General features: G+C 60.1%; 12 protein-coding genes. 9 read left to right on the top strand and 3 right to left on the bottom strand.

Annotated elements, in window-relative coordinates; genetic code table 11:
* The 3 genes from ACWYRJ_RS09695 to ACWYRJ_RS09705 all read left to right on the top strand — a co-directional run.
* Positions 1 to 109 (top strand): IS1 family transposase (locus ACWYRJ_RS09695; protein ID WP_019725171.1); only part of this gene is annotated, 109 nt, incomplete at its 5' end.
* 136 nt (positions 110 to 245) lie between these two features.
* Entirely contained in the window at positions 246 to 476 is a 231-nt protein-coding gene (gene chaB / locus ACWYRJ_RS09700; protein ID WP_045908986.1) for a putative cation transport regulator ChaB, read from the top strand.
* Positions 477 to 653: 177 nt separating this feature from the next.
* Entirely contained in the window at positions 654 to 1,349 is a 696-nt protein-coding gene (locus ACWYRJ_RS09705) for a gamma-glutamylcyclotransferase (RefSeq protein WP_061097960.1), read from the top strand.
* A 30-nt stretch (positions 1,350 to 1,379) separates the two neighbouring features.
* Here ACWYRJ_RS09705 and ACWYRJ_RS09710 read toward each other — a convergent pair whose 3' ends face one another.
* The 3 genes from ACWYRJ_RS09710 to ACWYRJ_RS09720 all read right to left on the bottom strand — a co-directional run bounded on the left by ACWYRJ_RS09710 (position 1,380) and on the right by ACWYRJ_RS09720 (position 4,075).
* Complete coding sequence (locus ACWYRJ_RS09710) at positions 1,380 to 1,619, bottom strand: DUF1883 domain-containing protein (protein WP_111965917.1); 240 nt, start codon at positions 1,617 to 1,619, stop codon at positions 1,380 to 1,382.
* Between the two features lie 211 nt (positions 1,620 to 1,830).
* Complete coding sequence (locus tag ACWYRJ_RS09715; RefSeq protein WP_111965918.1) at positions 1,831 to 3,615, bottom strand: methyl-accepting chemotaxis protein; 1,785 nt, start codon at positions 3,613 to 3,615, stop codon at positions 1,831 to 1,833.
* 106 nt (positions 3,616 to 3,721) lie between these two features.
* Positions 3,722 to 4,075 carry a DsrE/DsrF/TusD sulfur relay family protein gene (locus ACWYRJ_RS09720; RefSeq protein ID WP_111965919.1) on the bottom strand — a complete coding sequence of 118 codons (354 nt, stop codon included), beginning with the start codon at positions 4,073 to 4,075 and terminating at the stop codon, positions 3,722 to 3,724.
* 72 nt (positions 4,076 to 4,147) lie between these two features.
* On the opposite strand from ACWYRJ_RS09720, the gene nasR reads away from it, so the two are divergent.
* The 6 genes from nasR to ACWYRJ_RS09750 all read left to right on the top strand — a co-directional run bounded on the left by nasR (position 4,148) and on the right by ACWYRJ_RS09750 (position 15,008).
* Positions 4,148 to 5,332, top strand: coding sequence for a nitrate regulatory protein NasR (gene nasR / locus ACWYRJ_RS09725; RefSeq protein WP_455507799.1), 1,185 nt, complete (start codon positions 4,148 to 4,150; stop codon positions 5,330 to 5,332).
* A 227-nt stretch (positions 5,333 to 5,559) separates the two neighbouring features.
* Positions 5,560 to 6,807, top strand: a complete 1,248-nt coding sequence (locus ACWYRJ_RS09730; RefSeq protein ID WP_223579138.1) for a CmpA/NrtA family ABC transporter substrate-binding protein — start codon at positions 5,560 to 5,562, stop codon at positions 6,805 to 6,807.
* 2 nt (positions 6,808 to 6,809) lie between these two features.
* Positions 6,810 to 7,688 (top strand): nitrate ABC transporter permease, encoded by an 879-nt coding sequence (ntrB, locus tag ACWYRJ_RS09735; protein WP_271368184.1) that lies wholly within the window; start codon positions 6,810 to 6,812, stop codon positions 7,686 to 7,688.
* Between the two features lie 9 nt (positions 7,689 to 7,697).
* Positions 7,698 to 8,486 carry an ABC transporter ATP-binding protein gene (locus tag ACWYRJ_RS09740; protein ID WP_033145769.1) on the top strand — a complete coding sequence of 263 codons (789 nt, stop codon included), beginning with the start codon at positions 7,698 to 7,700 and terminating at the stop codon, positions 8,484 to 8,486.
* Positions 8,487 to 8,499: 13 nt separating this feature from the next.
* A complete protein-coding gene (gene nirB / locus ACWYRJ_RS09745; RefSeq protein ID WP_455507800.1) occupies positions 8,500 to 12,486 on the top strand; it encodes a nitrite reductase large subunit NirB in 3,987 nt (1,328 codons plus the stop codon).
* Positions 12,483 to 15,008, top strand: a complete 2,526-nt coding sequence (locus tag ACWYRJ_RS09750) for a nitrate reductase (protein ID WP_455507801.1) — start codon at positions 12,483 to 12,485, stop codon at positions 15,006 to 15,008. Before nirB ends, ACWYRJ_RS09750 begins: the two co-directional genes overlap by 4 nt.
* Positions 15,009 to 15,053 lie beyond the last annotated feature (45 nt).

Consider the following 15,053-nt stretch of genomic DNA (forward strand, 5'->3'; position numbering starts at 1 on the left):
GAGGCAGCACCTGGCACGGCTGGGACGGAAGTCGCTGTCGTTCTCAAAATCGGTGGAGCTGCATGACAAAGTCATCGGGCATTATCTGAACATAAAACACTATCAATAAGTTGGAGTCATTACCCACATAATATTTATTAAATAACAAATAATTACATGTAATGTTAATCCATAAATTAAGGCCGGGTGGCACGCTGGCATATCGTCGTCCACACTTATCTCTTTAAGCAAAAGAGAGGTGAGTGATGCCATATAAAACGAAACGCGAATTACCCGATAACGTGCAAAACGTGCTGCCCGCTCACGCGCAGGATATCTATAAAGAGGCGTTTAACAGCGCCTGGGATCAATACAAAGACAAGGAAGATCGCCGGGATGATGCCAGCCGTGAAGAGACGGCCCACAAAGTCGCCTGGGCCGCCGTAAAACATGAATATGAAAAAGGAGACGACGATAAATGGCATAAAAAGAAATAGCCGTGAAATAATTCGCTGCCTTCATTTTGACTTTTCAGGCGGTTGAATTGCCGCTGTATTGCAACTGGTCCGCTAATTGCTTATCGTTATTCAACTGCTGGTAAAATGACCAGCACCTAAGGCCGGGAAGGCGAATTACAGATGTCGCAAGGAAGCATGCAGTGGCGGAGGTGGAAAGTGTTAACGCGTGATTTCTTAATGAAGGCAGATTGTAAGACGGCATTTGGTGCTATTGAGGAATCGCTTCTCTGGTCAGCTGAACAACGTGCGGCGTCGCTCGCTGCCACGCTTGCCTGCCGCCCGGATGATGGCCCGGTATGGATTTTTGGCTACGGCTCCCTGATGTGGAACCCGGCGCTCGAATTTGTCGAATCGGCAACGGGAACGCTGCCTGGCTGGCACCGCGCATTTTGCCTGCGTCTGACGGCCGGACGCGGCAGCGCGTGCCAGCCCGGGCGCATGCTTGCACTGAAAGAGGGCGGGCGCACCACTGGCGTGGCGTATCGCCTGCCGGATGCCACGCTGGAAGAGGAGCTTACGCTGCTCTGGAAGCGCGAGATGATCACCGGCTGCTACATGCCAAGCTGGTGCAAGCTGGAACTGGACGACGGACGCACCGTCAATGCGCTGGTGTTTATCATGGACCCCCGCCATCCGCTGTATGAAGCGGATACCCGCACGCAGGTGATTGCTCCGTTAATTGCCGCCGCCAGCGGACCGCTGGGTACCAACGCGCAGTATCTCTTCTCCCTCGATCAGGAGTTGACCCGCCTCGGCATGCAGGACGATTGTCTGAATGAACTGGTGGTGAAGGTGAAGGCGCTGCTGGAAGGGAACCCGCTCAACGGCACGCTGCGACCGGGTTTTGCCTGATATTACGCCCGGCTTGCCGGGCGTTTAATATTATGCTGCCACGTAGCTGATGGAATGCTCCAGAGACTGACTGTGGCTGTCAATCAGCACATCCCATGTGCCGGTGTAGGGCACTGTAAGCCAGGCCTTATCATCCTGTACGGTGAGAATATCCGCCTGGGACTGTTTTTGTGCTTTCGAACTCATCAGATGAATACGACAGCGTTCTGAGCAACGCACCACCACCGTATCCCCGCCAAACAGTTTCAAACTTGTTTTTACCAGTGCCATTTTTTACCCCGTAGTCTTAAACAACGCTCTCCCTGCAGCCATATCCGAGCGTGATGTTGTTCACAATTCACTCATGGCATAACACCAAAGGGGAGGGGGTGGGATGCTGATTTTGATCAAAAAATGGCATAACGATTAAACAAAAATGACAAAATCCCTCAAAATTTCAGCTGGCGCGCGTTTTACCCGCTAAACGCGCGCCGCGAGAAAATTAAATGCGGAAATGACCGGCTGTTTCAGCAAGGTCGCCCGCCTGGCTCTGCAGGGCACCCGCAGCGGCGGCGGATTCCACGACCAGCTCGGCGTTCTGCTGAACCATTCTGTCGAGATGGGTCACCGCGTGGTTGATCTCATGAATCCCTTTCATCTGCTCGCTGGTGGCGATGGAAATTTCGCGCATAATGCCGGAGACGCTGCCGATGCTGGAGCGGATCTCGTCCATGCTTTCCCCGGCCAGGTGCACGTAGCGGGAGCCGGTGGCCACGCTGTCGGTGGTGGAATCGATCAGCGATTTGATCTCTTTCGCCGCCTGGGCGCTGCGGCTCGCCAGGTTACGCACTTCGCCTGCCACCACGGCAAACCCGCGTCCCTGCTCACCCGCACGCGCCGCCTCGACGGAGGCGTTCAGCGCCAGAATGTTGGTCTGGAACGCGATGCCGTCAATCACGCTGGTGATATCGCCAATTTTAGCCGACGCGACTTCGATGGACTGCATAGTGCTGATCGCCTGGGATACCACCTCGCCGCCGCGCGCAGCGGCCGCTGAGGCTTTGCTCGCCTGGTCATTCGCTTCTGCCGCCGATTCGTTCGACTGGGTCACGGAGGCGGTGATCTGCTCCACGGCGCTGGCCGTCTCGCGCAGGCTGGATGCGGCCTGCTCGGTACGTCCGGAAAGATCCTGGTTACCGGCGGCAATCTCCTGCGCAGCGTTTTTAACCGATTCGCTGGCATCACGGAGCTGCACCATCACCACCGACAGCTTATCGCTGAAGGCGTTAAAGGCCTGCGCAATCTGCGCAACCTCGTCCTCGCCGTTGTCCGGCAGGCGCTGGGACAGATCGTTAGTCCCGTTAGCAATGTTGTGCATCGCGTCGCGAATGTCTGACAAACGCTTGAGCAGGCGGGCAATCAGGAAATGCACAATGGCCGCGCTCAGCAGTGCCAGGATCACCAGCGAAATCGCCGAGGCTTTAAGCAGGGAACGCATGCCGGAGGTGGCATCACCGTTGTCGAGCGCGACGACTAACAGCCAGTTTGTGCCCGGCACGGCTGTCGCCACGAAGGTTTTTTCAGCGCCGTTCAGCGTTCCGTCGACGAGGTTACCGCTTTTCAGCGCAGCAAAATCAATGCCTTTGATCGTCTCAGCGAATGGTTTAAGCGTGAGCGCCGGATCGTTAGCGGCAATCACGCTGCCGTCACTGTTCAGAAGCAACCCGCTGCTGGCTGGGGTTGGATGGATCCCGCGCACGTTAGCCACCACGCTGTCCATCGCCACATCGCCCGCCACCACCGCTTTCAGCGTACCATTCTCTTTTACCGGCACGGCGAAGGTTACCACCAGTTTGCCGGTCCCCGCGTCAACGTAGGGCGCGGTGACAACCGGACCGTCCGTGCTGACCACCTGCTGATACCACGGGCGGATAGTCGGGTCATAGTCCGCCGGGACACCCGCCGGTTCAGAGAATTTCGCCGTTTTGCTGGCGTAGCCAACATAAACGTTGGTGAAGCCACCCGCCTGCGCAAGCTGTTTAAACACCGGAACCGGGTCTTCACTCAACGCAACGGTTTGCGCGGAGGCGATCACCGCCATCTTGCTTTTTACCCAGTCGGCAATCGCCATGTTATGGCTGGCGCTGGTGCTGGTCAGAATATCGCGCTGGGACTGCTGGTTATCCTGGCGCGTGACCTGGAAGTTAATAACGGTATTAAGGAGAAGTGCGACGACCAGACAGCCTGCCGTCGTCGCGATGATGCGTGCACGAATCGATCTGAACATAAGTGAAATACCTGCTGTGTTGTTTCCATGCCTATCGGCAACCCCGCAGGTAAACTTGATGCTGAAACCGCGTCCATAAGAAAATAATATTTTTACGGGTTTATTATTAAAAAGTTAATACTTTATCCGCGGACAGCGTCCACTCGGCCAGCTCAACCAGCGTACCAATCTCTACGCCATCAATCAGCGGCAGACCGGTAATACCGCGGCCATCGGTGCAGGTCTTGCAAAGCTTCACCGGTACGTTTTGCGCGGTCAGGATCTCCAGCATCTGCTGAATGTTATAGCCCTCGGCTGGTTTTTGTCCCTTCAGGCCCGCGGTGACCGCGTCCGACATTAAAAAGAGTCGTAACGCGAGGTCACTCTCTTTTTCACGCAGCGCAATCGCCAAGCGCAGGCTGTTAAAAAGGGATTCGCTGCCGTAGGCCGCACCGTTGGCGACGATCAAAATCTTTTGCATGTTGACTCCTGTTCTTATAAAGGCACGAATATTGCTTAGCATTCCCGAGTTTCGCTGTTCCGGAGAGAAAGCATGACATTAATGGCTGGCATTTCGCCAGGCGCTGCCGAATGGCTCGAGCGCGCAAAGATGATGCGCCGGGAGCAGCTCAGCAAGCTGTCACAGCTTGGCGAGCTTGTGCACGGCATTAGCCAACTGGTGCACATGTTACAGTGCGAGCGTGGGGCGTCCAACGTCTGGCTCTGCTCACAGGGTAAGCTTTACGCCCCCGAATGCAAAGCCAGCCGGGCGCTGGTGGATGAAAACCTCGCAGCCCTTTACGGCATTCTTGAAACACAGTCGCCGATTCCGGGAAGTGCCGTCTGTGAACGCATCGGCGGCGCGCTCCTGAGCCTGGATATGCTTCCCGCGCTGCGCGACGGTGTGATTCAGCAAACGGTAACGGCACCCCAGGCGATGGAACACTACTCCCGCATGCTTCGCCATCTGCTCAGTATCGTACCGCAGCTTAATGACAGCATTGACGATCCGCAAATAGCCGGGCGTTTTGTCGCCCTGTATAGCCTGATGCAGGGGAAAGAGCTGGCGGGACAGGAGCGGGCGCTGGGGGCGATTGGCTTCACGCAGGGTTTTTTCGATGATGTGACTCGCCAGAGGCTGGTTGACCGCATCGATGGGCAGCAGGCCTGCTTTGAAATCTTTCTCTCGCACAGCCACGCTGAGGTACAGGCCACCTTTGCCTTAAACTGCCAGCCCGATCGTGAAACGGAACAGCTACGAAGGGTGGCCTGCACCCGCCAGCCCGCCGCCGATAACGGCCATACCGCACTGGCCTGGTTTGCGCTGCAAACCGCGCGCCTTGAGCATCTGCGCGCGCTGGAGGAGATGCTCATCGCCGATCTGATGACGGCGGTGGACGAGCGTATTTACCGTAACGATGAGTACGTGCCTCCCGCCGATGAGCAGGACGATCCGCTGATACAGTACCCGGAAAAACCGTTGCTCACCCTGGTGCGCCAGCAGGCGCGCGAGATAGAACAGCTCTCGCGCCAGCTTGCGTCGCTGCGCGATACGCTTGAAGAGCGCAAAGTCATAGATAAAGCGAAAAGCGTTTTGATGACCCACCAGAATATGAGTGAGGAACAGGCCTGGACGGCGCTGCGCAAAATGGCGATGGATAAGAACCAAAGGATGGTGGATATCGCCCGCGCGCTGCTCATGGTGAAGAATTTGTGGCAGGTAATACCAAAGGAGTAGCTGCACGGTTAGCGGGCATTTTGTGCCTGATTGAGGTGCGTAAACCTGAGGGTAAAGCGGGATACACCGCGAAAAGCGCGTGTTAAAACCTGGCATTCGCTTTGCATTATCAGATTAACCATTTTTGACGATGCGCCAACGGCGGTGCATTCGTCTTCGGGATAAAGGCGTCCACTGGTGCTTCGGCATCGTGGGGGCTTTTTTTTGGTTTTTATTCAGGAGTGGTCATGGCGGATTTGTCGAGACGGCGTTTTTTGCAGGCCAGCATGCTGGCGAGTGGCGCAATGCTGTTACCGGGTATCATGCAGGCCGCATGGGCGGCAGGCTCGGATAAACCGGAGCAGGAAACAGTGCGCATCGGGTTTATCCCGCTGACAGACTGCGCGCCCGTGGTTATCGCGGCGCTGAAAGGCTTTGATAAAAAATACGGCATTACCATCGTGCCCACCAAAGAGGCGAGCTGGGCGGCGGTGCGCGACAAGCTGGTGGCGGGCGAGCTTGATGCCGCGCACATTCTCTACGGCCTGCTGTACGGCCTGGAGCTGGGCATTGCCGGCAAGCCGCAGCAGATGGCAAACCTGATGACGCTTAATCAGAACGGCCAGGCGATTACGCTTTCCAGCGATCTGGCGGAGAAGGGCGTTCGAGACCTTGACGGGCTGAAAAAGCTAATTGGTCAGCAGGCGCCCGGCACCTACACCTTCGCGCACACCTTCCCGACCGGGACGCACGCCATGTGGCTCTACTACTGGCTGGCCAGCGCGGGCATTAACCCCTTTGACGACGTGCGCACGGTGGTGGTGCCGCCGCCGCAGATGGTGATGAACATGCGCATTGGCAACATGGTCGGCTTTTGCGTCGGCGAGCCGTGGAACGCGCGGGCGATTAACGACCGCATCGGCTTTACCGCCGCGACGTCACAGTCTGTCTGGGCCGACCATCCGGAAAAAATCCTCGGCACGCGTCGCGACTGGGTGGAGAAAAACCCGCACACCGCGCGGGCGCTGGTCAGCGCGGTGCTGGAGGCCGCACGCTGGATCGAAGCCTCCCCGGAAAACAAGCGCGAGACCGCGCGGATCCTCTCCCGCCGGGCGTGGCTCAACTGTAAGGAACAGTTTCTCACCGGGCGAATGCTCGGCGAGTACGACAACGGCCTGGGCCAGCGCTGGCAGGACGCGCACCCGATCCGTTTCTTCAACGAGGGGGCCGTCAGCTACCCATATCTCTCCGACGGTATGTGGTTCTTAACCCAGTTCCGCCGCTGGGGCTTGCTCAAAACCGCGCCGGACTACGCGGGTATTGCACAGCGCATTAACCAGACTGCTGTCTGGCAGGATGCCGCCACGGCGGTGGGGGGCATCACCACACCGACTTCACCATTACGCAGCAGCACATTGATGGACGGCACCGTCTGGAACGGTACCGACCCGGAAGGATACGCCAGCCGTTTCGCCATTCATCGTAAAGGGGCCTGATTATGCAGCATCTGCAAAAGACGAAATCACCAGATACGCCAGAGAGTGGGGAGGTGATTGTCCTCCCTCCGGTGCAGGTTCGCCGCCGTACGCCGACGTTTGCGCGTCGGATTAACGCGATCATTCAACGCATCATTCCGGCGTTACTCGGTCTGGGACTGCTGGTCGTGCTGTGGCAGCTGGCGGCGATTAACAGCAAAGGTTTCCCGACGCCGCTCAGCACGCTCGATTCCGCCATTACTCTGTTTGCCGATCCGTTTTATCGCGATGGGCCTAACGATATGGGCATCGGCTGGAACGTGCTCGCCTCATTACAGCGCGTGGCGGTGGGCTTTGGCCTGGCCGCGTTCGCCGGGATCCCGCTCGGCTTCCTGATTGGCCGCTTCACCTTTTTTTCGCGCATGTTCGGCCCGCTGATCGCGCTGTTACGCCCGGTTAGCCCGCTGGCCTGGCTGCCCATCGGCCTGCTGCTGTTCCAGAAAGCGGAGCCCGCGTCGAGCTGGACCATTTTTATCTGCTCTATCTGGCCGATGGTGATCAACACCGCCGAAGGCGTGCGCCGCATTCCGCAGGACTACCTCAACGTTGCCCGGGTGCTGCAGCTTTCCGAGTGGACCATCCTGCGCCGCATTCTCTTCCCGGCGGTGCTGCCCGCGGTGCTGACCGGGGTGCGCCTCTCCATCGGCATCGCCTGGCTGGTGATTGTCGCCGCCGAGATGCTGACCGGAGGGCTGGGGATCGGCTTCTGGATCTGGAACGAGTGGAACAACCTCAACGTCGAAAACATTCTCATCGCCATCGTCATCATTGGCGTGGTCGGGCTGCTGCTGGAGCAGGGGCTGATGCTGATCGCCCGGCGCTTTAGCTGGCAGGAAAAATAAGGAGCGAACATGAAACCATTAATTCAGGTCCAGGCCGTGAGCCAGCGTTTTTCCACCGCCAGCGGCGAGTTTCTGGCGCTGCAGAACGTCTCTTTTGATATCCACGAGGGCGAAACCGTGAGCCTGATTGGGCACTCTGGCTGCGGCAAATCGACGCTGCTGAACCTCATCGCCGGTATTACCCTGCCGACGGAAGGCGGGCTGATTTGTGACAACCGCGAAATCGCCGGGCCGGGGCCGGAGCGCGCGGTGGTGTTCCAGAACCACTCGCTGCTGCCGTGGCTCACCTGCTTCGACAACGTGGCCCTGGCGGTAGATCACGTGTTTCGCCACAGCATGAGCAAGGCGGAGCGCAGGGAGTGGATTGAACACAATCTCGACCGCGTGCAGATGGGGCACGCCCTGCACAAGCGCCCGGGGGAGATCTCCGGCGGCATGAAGCAGCGCGTCGGGATTGCCCGCGCGCTGGCGATGAAGCCGAAAGTGCTGCTGATGGATGAACCCTTCGGCGCGCTCGATGCGCTGACGCGTGCTCATCTGCAGGACTCGGTAATGCAGATCCAGCAGGCGCTGAACACCACCATCGTGCTCATTACCCACGACGTGGACGAGGCGGTGCTGCTCTCCGATCGCGTGCTGATGATGACCAACGGCCCGGCGGCGACCGTCGGGGAGATCCTGCGCGTCGATCTGCCGCGCCCGCGCAACCGGGTGCAGCTGGCGGACGACAGCCGCTATCACCACATGCGCCAGCAGATCCTTCATTTCCTCTATGAAAAGCAGCCAAAAGCGGCGTAGCGAGGGGGCTTTGATGCGACTGGTCATTATCGGAAATGGCATGGCGGCCACGCGGCTGATTGCCTCGCTCACCGGGCGTGCTGCCGGTCGTTTCGCTATCACCGTCATCGGTGACGAGCCGGAACATGCCTATAACCGCATCCAGCTTTCGCCGGTGCTGGGCGGTGAAAAGCAGGCTGCAGACATCTGTCTTCAGGATGACGACTGGTACCAGGCGCGCGGCGTGACGGTGCTGCGGGGCGAAAAGGCGATCGCCGTAAACGTGGACACGCGGGAAGTGCAAACCGCCGCCCGCACGCTGGACTGGGATGCGCTGGTGTTTGCCACCGGATCAACGCCCTTTATTCCGCCAATCCCCGGCTGCGATGCGCCGCATGTGTTCACGTTCCGTACCCTGGCAGATACCCGGGCCATTCAGGCGATCGTCGGTCCGGCGGTGGTGTTGGGCGGCGGCGTGCTCGGGGTTGAGGCGGCGGCAGCGCTGGCGCGTTCAGGTGACGAGGTCACGCTTGTTCATCGCGGTCCGTGGCTGATGGAGCAGCAGCTGGATCGGCAGGCGGGAATGCTGCTGGAAGAGGCGCTGGCGGCGCGGGGCGTGCGCTGTGAGCTCGTCTCTGGCATCGCAGCGGTGAACGGAAATAGCGTGACGCTGCTAAACGGACGCAGTATCGCCGCCGCGCGCGTGGTGCTGGCGACGGGCGTGCAGCCCAGCGTCGCGCTGGCGCAGGCCAGCGGCATACGCTGCGCGCGCGGCATCGTGGTGGATCACCAGATGCAAACCTCCGAGCCGGACGTCTACGCCATTGGCGAGTGCTGCGAAATTGACGGCCAGACGTTTGGCCTGGTCGCCCCCTGTCTGGCGCAGGCGGATATCCTTGCCGCGCGGCTGGCGGGGGACGTCACCGCGCCGTTTGTCCTGACTGACAACGGCGTACGCCTCAAGGTGACCGGCGTGGAGCTGTTCAGTCTCGGTCGCGCGGCAGAGCGGGAGGGCGACGTGGTCTGGAGCGCATGGGATCCGCTGACCCGTCACTATCGCCGTTTACTGATCAATCAGGGGGCGCTGGCTGGCGTACTGCTGATGGGCGACTGCCGCAGCGCGGCAACATTTACCGATTTACTGGCAACGGCTGCGCCCGCCCACGCGGACTGGCTGTTCGATCGTTTTACTACGCAACCGCAGGTTGCAGGACACAATGCTATGACAAAACCTACTCTGGTGGTGGTTGGGCACGGTATGGTCGGCCATCATTTTCTCGAAGACTGCGTTAACCGCAATCTGCATCAGCAGTATCAGATCGTTGTCTTTGGCGAGGAGCGCTATGCCGCCTACGACCGCGTGCATCTGTCGGAATATTTTGGCGGCCGCAGCGCGGCGTCGCTCTCGCTGGTGGAGGGGAATTTCTTTGCCGACAACGGCATTGAGCTGCGCCTGTCGCAGCAGGTCGTCGCTATCGATCGCGACGCGCGCGTTGTACGCACCGCCAGCGGGCACGAAACCCACTGGGACAAGCTGGTGCTGGCGACCGGCTCATACCCGTTCGTGCCGCCCGTGCCGGGCAACGATTTGCCGGGCTGTTTTGTCTACCGCACCCTTGACGACCTGGACAACATTGCGGCGCATGCGGCGGGCTCGCGCCGCGGCGTGGTGATTGGCGGCGGCCTGCTCGGGCTGGAGGCGGCGAATGCCCTGAAGCAGCTCGGGCTGGAAACCCACGTGGTGGAATTTGCGCCTAACCTGATGGCGGTCCAGCTCGACAACGACGGCGCGATGATGCTGCGCAAGAAAATTGAGGCGCTGGGCGTCGGCGTTCACACCAGTAAAGCGACAACGGAGATCGCCACGGCGGACGGCGGGCTGGTGCTGCGCTTTGCCGATGGCGAACAGCTGGAAACGGACATGGTGGTCTTTTCTGCCGGCATTCGTCCCCAGGACGCGCTGGCGCGCAGCAGCGGGCTGGCTATCGGCGAACGCGGCGGGATCTGCATTGACGACGGTTGCCAGACCTCCGATCCGGACGTGCTGGCCATCGGCGAATGCGCGCTGTGGGAAGGGAAAATCTTCGGTCTGGTCGCGCCCGGCTATCAGATGGCGCGGGTGGCCGCCGCCGCGCTGGCGGGTGAGGATAAAACCTTCGCCGGCGCGGATATGAGCACTAAGCTCAAGCTGCTCGGCGTGGACGTCGCCTCGTTCGGCGACGCTCACGGGCGCACGCCGGGGGCGCTGAGCTATCAGTGGACGCACGGTCCGCAGCAAATCTACAAGAAAATCGTGGTCAGCCACGACGGAAAAACGCTGCTCGGCGGCGTGCTGGTGGGTGACGCCAGCGAATACGCCACGCTGGTGCAGATGATGCTTAACGGGATAGCCCTGCCAAAAGAGCCGGAAACGCTGATTTTACCCGCGTCGTCAGGCAGCGCGCCGAAAGCGCTCGGCGTGGCGGCGCTGCCGGAAAGCGCGCAAATCTGTTCGTGTCATAACGTCAGCAAGGGCGATATCTGCCGGGCGGTGAGCTCGGGCGCGACGGATATCGGCGCCGTTAAGCAGTGCACCAAAGCGGCGACCGGCTGCGGGGGATGTAGCGCGCTGGTGAAGCAGGTGATGGAGTTCCAGCTGGCTGAGCAGGGCGTGGAGGTGAAAAAGGACATCTGCGAGCACTTCCCGTACTCGCGCCAGGAGATTTACCACCTCGTGCGCGTCAACCATATTCGCACCTTTGACCAGCTTATCAGCCGCTACGGACAGGGACACGGATGCGAAATTTGTAAGCCGCTGGTGGGGTCAGTGCTTGCCTCGTGCTGGAACGAGTATCTGCTGAAACCGGCACACCTGCCGCTGCAGGACACCAATGACCGCTACTTCGCCAATATCCAGAAGGACGGTACCTACTCCATCGTGCCGCGCATGCCGGCGGGGGAAGTGACCGCGGACGGGCTGATCGCCATCGGGCAGATTGCGAAACGCTACAGCCTGTACAGCAAAATTACCGGCGGACAGCGTATCGACCTTTTCGGCGCCACTCTGGAACAGCTGCCGGCGATCTGGCAGGCGCTGGTGGAGGCCGGGTTTGAAACCGGGCACGCTTACGGGAAATCCCTGCGCACGGTGAAATCCTGCGTCGGTTCAACCTGGTGCCGCTACGGGGTGCAGGACTCCACCGGCCTCGCGGTCAGGCTTGAGCACCGCTACAAGGGCCTGCGCGCGCCGCACAAAATCAAAATGGCGGTCTCCGGCTGCACCCGCGAGTGCGCGGAGGCGCAGAGCAAAGACGTTGGGGTGATTGCCACCGATAAAGGCTGGAACCTCTATCTCTGCGGCAACGGCGGGATGAAGCCGCGCCATGCGGATCTCTTCGCCAGCGATCTGGATGACGAAACGTTAATCCGCACCGTCGACCGCTTCCTGATGTTCTACATCCGCACGGCGGATCGCCTGCAGCGCACCAGCACCTGGATGGATAACCTGGAAGGCGGTCTCGACTACCTGCGGGAGGTGATCCTCAACGACAGCCTGGGTATCGCCCACGAGCTGGAGCAGGAGATGGCCCGGGTGGTGGAAACCTATCAGTGCGAATGGCAAACAACGCTTAACGATCCCAACCGGCTGGCGCTGTTCCGCACGACGGTGAACGACACCACGCCGGATGAAAGCAAGCGCTGGCAGGAAATTTGCGGCATCGACGATATCCCCGAGCAGGCGGGCATCGGCGCGCGGCTTGGACGTAAGCCGATTGCGCTCTTCCGTTTTGGCAAAACCGTTTACGCCCTCGACGATCGGGAACCGGGCGGTAATGCGAACGTGCTTTCACGCGGCATTCTTGGCGATGCGGCGGGCGAGCCGGTGGTGATTTCACCGCTGTATAAGCAGCGCATTCGCCTGCGCGACGGCTGTCAGGTAGAGAACGGCGAACCCGCGGTGCGCGCCTGGCCGGTGAAAATTGAAAACGGCAAGGTATGGGTTGGCAGCGACGCCCTGGTAATGCGTGCGGAGGCTTCATGACGGAAACCCGGACAACGTGCCCCTACTGCGGGGTCGGCTGCGGCGTAGTTGCCAGCGTGGAAGGTGAAGCGGTCAGCGTTCGGGGAGATGAAACCCATCCTGCGAACCTGGGGCGCCTGTGCGTGAAAGGATCGGCCCTGGCGGAAACGACGGGGTTACAGGGGCGATTGCTGCGCCCCGTTGTTGACGGACTTGAGGTGGACTGGGCGCAGGCGCTGGACGCGGCAGGGGAGCGTCTGCGGGAGATTATCGATACATGGGGACCGCAGGCGGTGGCGTTTTACGCCTCCGGACAATTGCTTACCGAGGACTACTACGCCGCCAACAAGCTGATGAAAGGGTTTATCGGTGCGGCAAACATCGATACCAACTCCCGGCTCTGCATGTCTTCGGCGGTGGTGGGCTACAAGCGCGCCTTCGGCGAAGACGTGGTGCCGTGCAGCTACGAGGACGTCGAAAACAGCGAGCTGGTGGTGCTGGTGGGTTCAAACGCGGCCTGGACGCATCCGGTGCTCTATCAGCGGCTGGTGCAGACGAAGCGCAACAACCCGCAGATGAAGGTGGTGGTAATCGATCCGCGCAGAACCGCCACCTGTGATATTGCTGACCTGCATCTGGCGCTCGCCCCCGGCAGCGACGCCGGTCTGTTTGTAGGATTGCTCAATCTGATTCAGGGGACCGAGGCGTGGCCGATTGCCCGCGTGGCGGCGTTTTGCGATCTTCCGTCAGAAGACATTGGTACCTTTTACGGCTGGTTTATCACCGCGCCTCGCGCAATTACGCTCTACACCATGGGTATCAACCAGTCCGCCAGCGGCAGCGACAAGTGTAACGCTATTATTAACGTTCATCTTGCCAGCGGGAAGTTCAACCGTCCGGGCTGCGGCCCGTTTTCGCTGACCGGACAGCCAAACGCGATGGGAGGAAGGGAGGTGGGCGGACTGGCGAACCAGCTGGCGGCACACATGAACTTTGAGCCGGACGATCTTTCGCGGGTGGCGCGTTTCTGGGGAACGGAACGGCTGGCGCAGACGCCGGGCCTGATGGCGGTGGAGTTGTTTGACGCCATTGCCCGCGGCGATGTGAAGGCGGTGTGGATCATGGGCACCAACCCTGCCGTGTCGCTGCCGGACAGCCACGCGGTGTGTCAGGCGCTGGCGGGCTGCCCGCTGGTGATGGTCTCAGAGGTGATGAACGATACCGACACCAGCCGGTTCGCCCATATCCGTTTTCCGGCTTTGGGCTGGGGAGAAAAGGACGGGACGGTGACCAATTCCGAGCGGCGCATTTCACGCCAGCGCGCGTTTCTGCCTGCGCCGGGCGAGGCGAAGCCGGACTGGTGGATCGTCGCGCAGGTAGCGAAGCGGCTGGGCTACGGCGAGGCCTTTGCCTGGCAACATCCGCACGAGATTTTTTGCGAACATGCGGCGCTGACGGCCTTTGAAAATGACGGCGCGCGGGCATTGAATCTTCATGACCTGGCTGCGCTAACCCGTGAGGAGTGGGATCAGCTTGAGCCTTATCAGTGGCCGACGGGGGATTTCCCGCGCCGAAACATTGTTCCCGTTAATCCTCTGTCGCACGGTGCGACGGTCAGCGCGTTGTACCCGCTGATTCTTAACTCGGGGCGCATCCGCGATCAGTGGCATACCATGACCCGAACGGGATACGTAGCCAGACTGATGCAGCATATCGCCGAACCGTTTGTTGAGGTTTGCCCCGCAGACGCCGTTCGGTTTTCCCTGTGCGACGGCCAGCTGGCGCGAATTAGTTCGCCGCGCGGCGTGATGGTCGTCAGAGTACGAATCAATGACGGGATACGGGAAGGCGAGGCGTTTGCCCCGATGCACTGGAACGCTGAGTTTGCCCGCCAGGGAAAGGTGAATGCGCTGGTGGAAGGGCGCTGCGATCCGGTTTCGGGCCAGCCGGAGAGTAAACAAACCGCGGTCAGAATTCTGCCGTGGCAGCCTGCCTGGCAGGGGGAACTCTATGCCCGAGAATGGCCGGAAATGCCTTCTTCGGTTTACTGGTGGCGCAAAGCCTCACGTCTGACGGTGGCGTGCGATAAACCTTTGCTGTCGTGGGTAATGGAATACGCCGGCGTCCGGGGCTGGCAGCTGCAGGTTGCCCAAACCGGCGAACGCAGCAGCGTGCTGGCCTGGCATGAAGGCCAGCTGATGCTGGGCTTCTGGGAGGGCACCGCGTTACCGGCGCTGGCGCATACGGTGATTGAGGCCGCTTTTCAATCACCACCCGTGCTGGCCTCAGAACGTCACGCCTTGCTGAACGGACAGAGCGTCGGGAAGGAAACGGATCCGGGACGCATCATCTGCAGCTGTTTCAGCGTCGGGGAGAATACGATACGGGAGGCGATCGTCGGAGGGTGTGATTCCGTCAACGCGCTGGGGGCGAAGCTGCGCTGTGGTACGAACTGTGGTTCCTGCGTGCCGGAGCTGAAAGGGCTGTTTCAGGATAATCCTGAAATGTCCGCCAGGACTGCATTTCAGGACTTATCGCGTTAACATAATAAGAGTTTATTCATAAACACAGGTTCTTATTGACGACGT

The organism is Enterobacter sp. (assembly GCF_977039595.1).

What these genes read in the sequence shown, in the direction of transcription:
- chaB (WP_045908986.1), top strand. Translation starts at nt 246, where the DNA reads ATGCCATATAAAACGAAACGCGAATTACCCGATAACGTGCAAAACGTG.
- ACWYRJ_RS09710 (WP_111965917.1), bottom strand. Translation starts at nt 1,619, where the DNA reads ATGGCACTGGTAAAAACAAGTTTGAAACTGTTTGGCGGGGATACGGTG.
- ACWYRJ_RS09715 (WP_111965918.1), bottom strand. Translation starts at nt 3,615, where the DNA reads ATGTTCAGATCGATTCGTGCACGCATCATCGCGACGACGGCAGGCTGT.
- ACWYRJ_RS09720 (WP_111965919.1), bottom strand. Translation starts at nt 4,075, where the DNA reads ATGCAAAAGATTTTGATCGTCGCCAACGGTGCGGCCTACGGCAGCGAA.
- nasR (WP_455507799.1), top strand. Translation starts at nt 4,148, where the DNA reads ATGACATTAATGGCTGGCATTTCGCCAGGCGCTGCCGAATGGCTCGAG.
- ACWYRJ_RS09730 (WP_223579138.1), top strand. Translation starts at nt 5,560, where the DNA reads ATGGCGGATTTGTCGAGACGGCGTTTTTTGCAGGCCAGCATGCTGGCG.
- ntrB (WP_271368184.1), top strand. Translation starts at nt 6,810, where the DNA reads ATGCAGCATCTGCAAAAGACGAAATCACCAGATACGCCAGAGAGTGGG.
- ACWYRJ_RS09740 (WP_033145769.1), top strand. Translation starts at nt 7,698, where the DNA reads ATGAAACCATTAATTCAGGTCCAGGCCGTGAGCCAGCGTTTTTCCACC.
- nirB (WP_455507800.1), top strand. Translation starts at nt 8,500, where the DNA reads ATGCGACTGGTCATTATCGGAAATGGCATGGCGGCCACGCGGCTGATT.
- ACWYRJ_RS09750 (WP_455507801.1), top strand. Translation starts at nt 12,483, where the DNA reads ATGACGGAAACCCGGACAACGTGCCCCTACTGCGGGGTCGGCTGCGGC.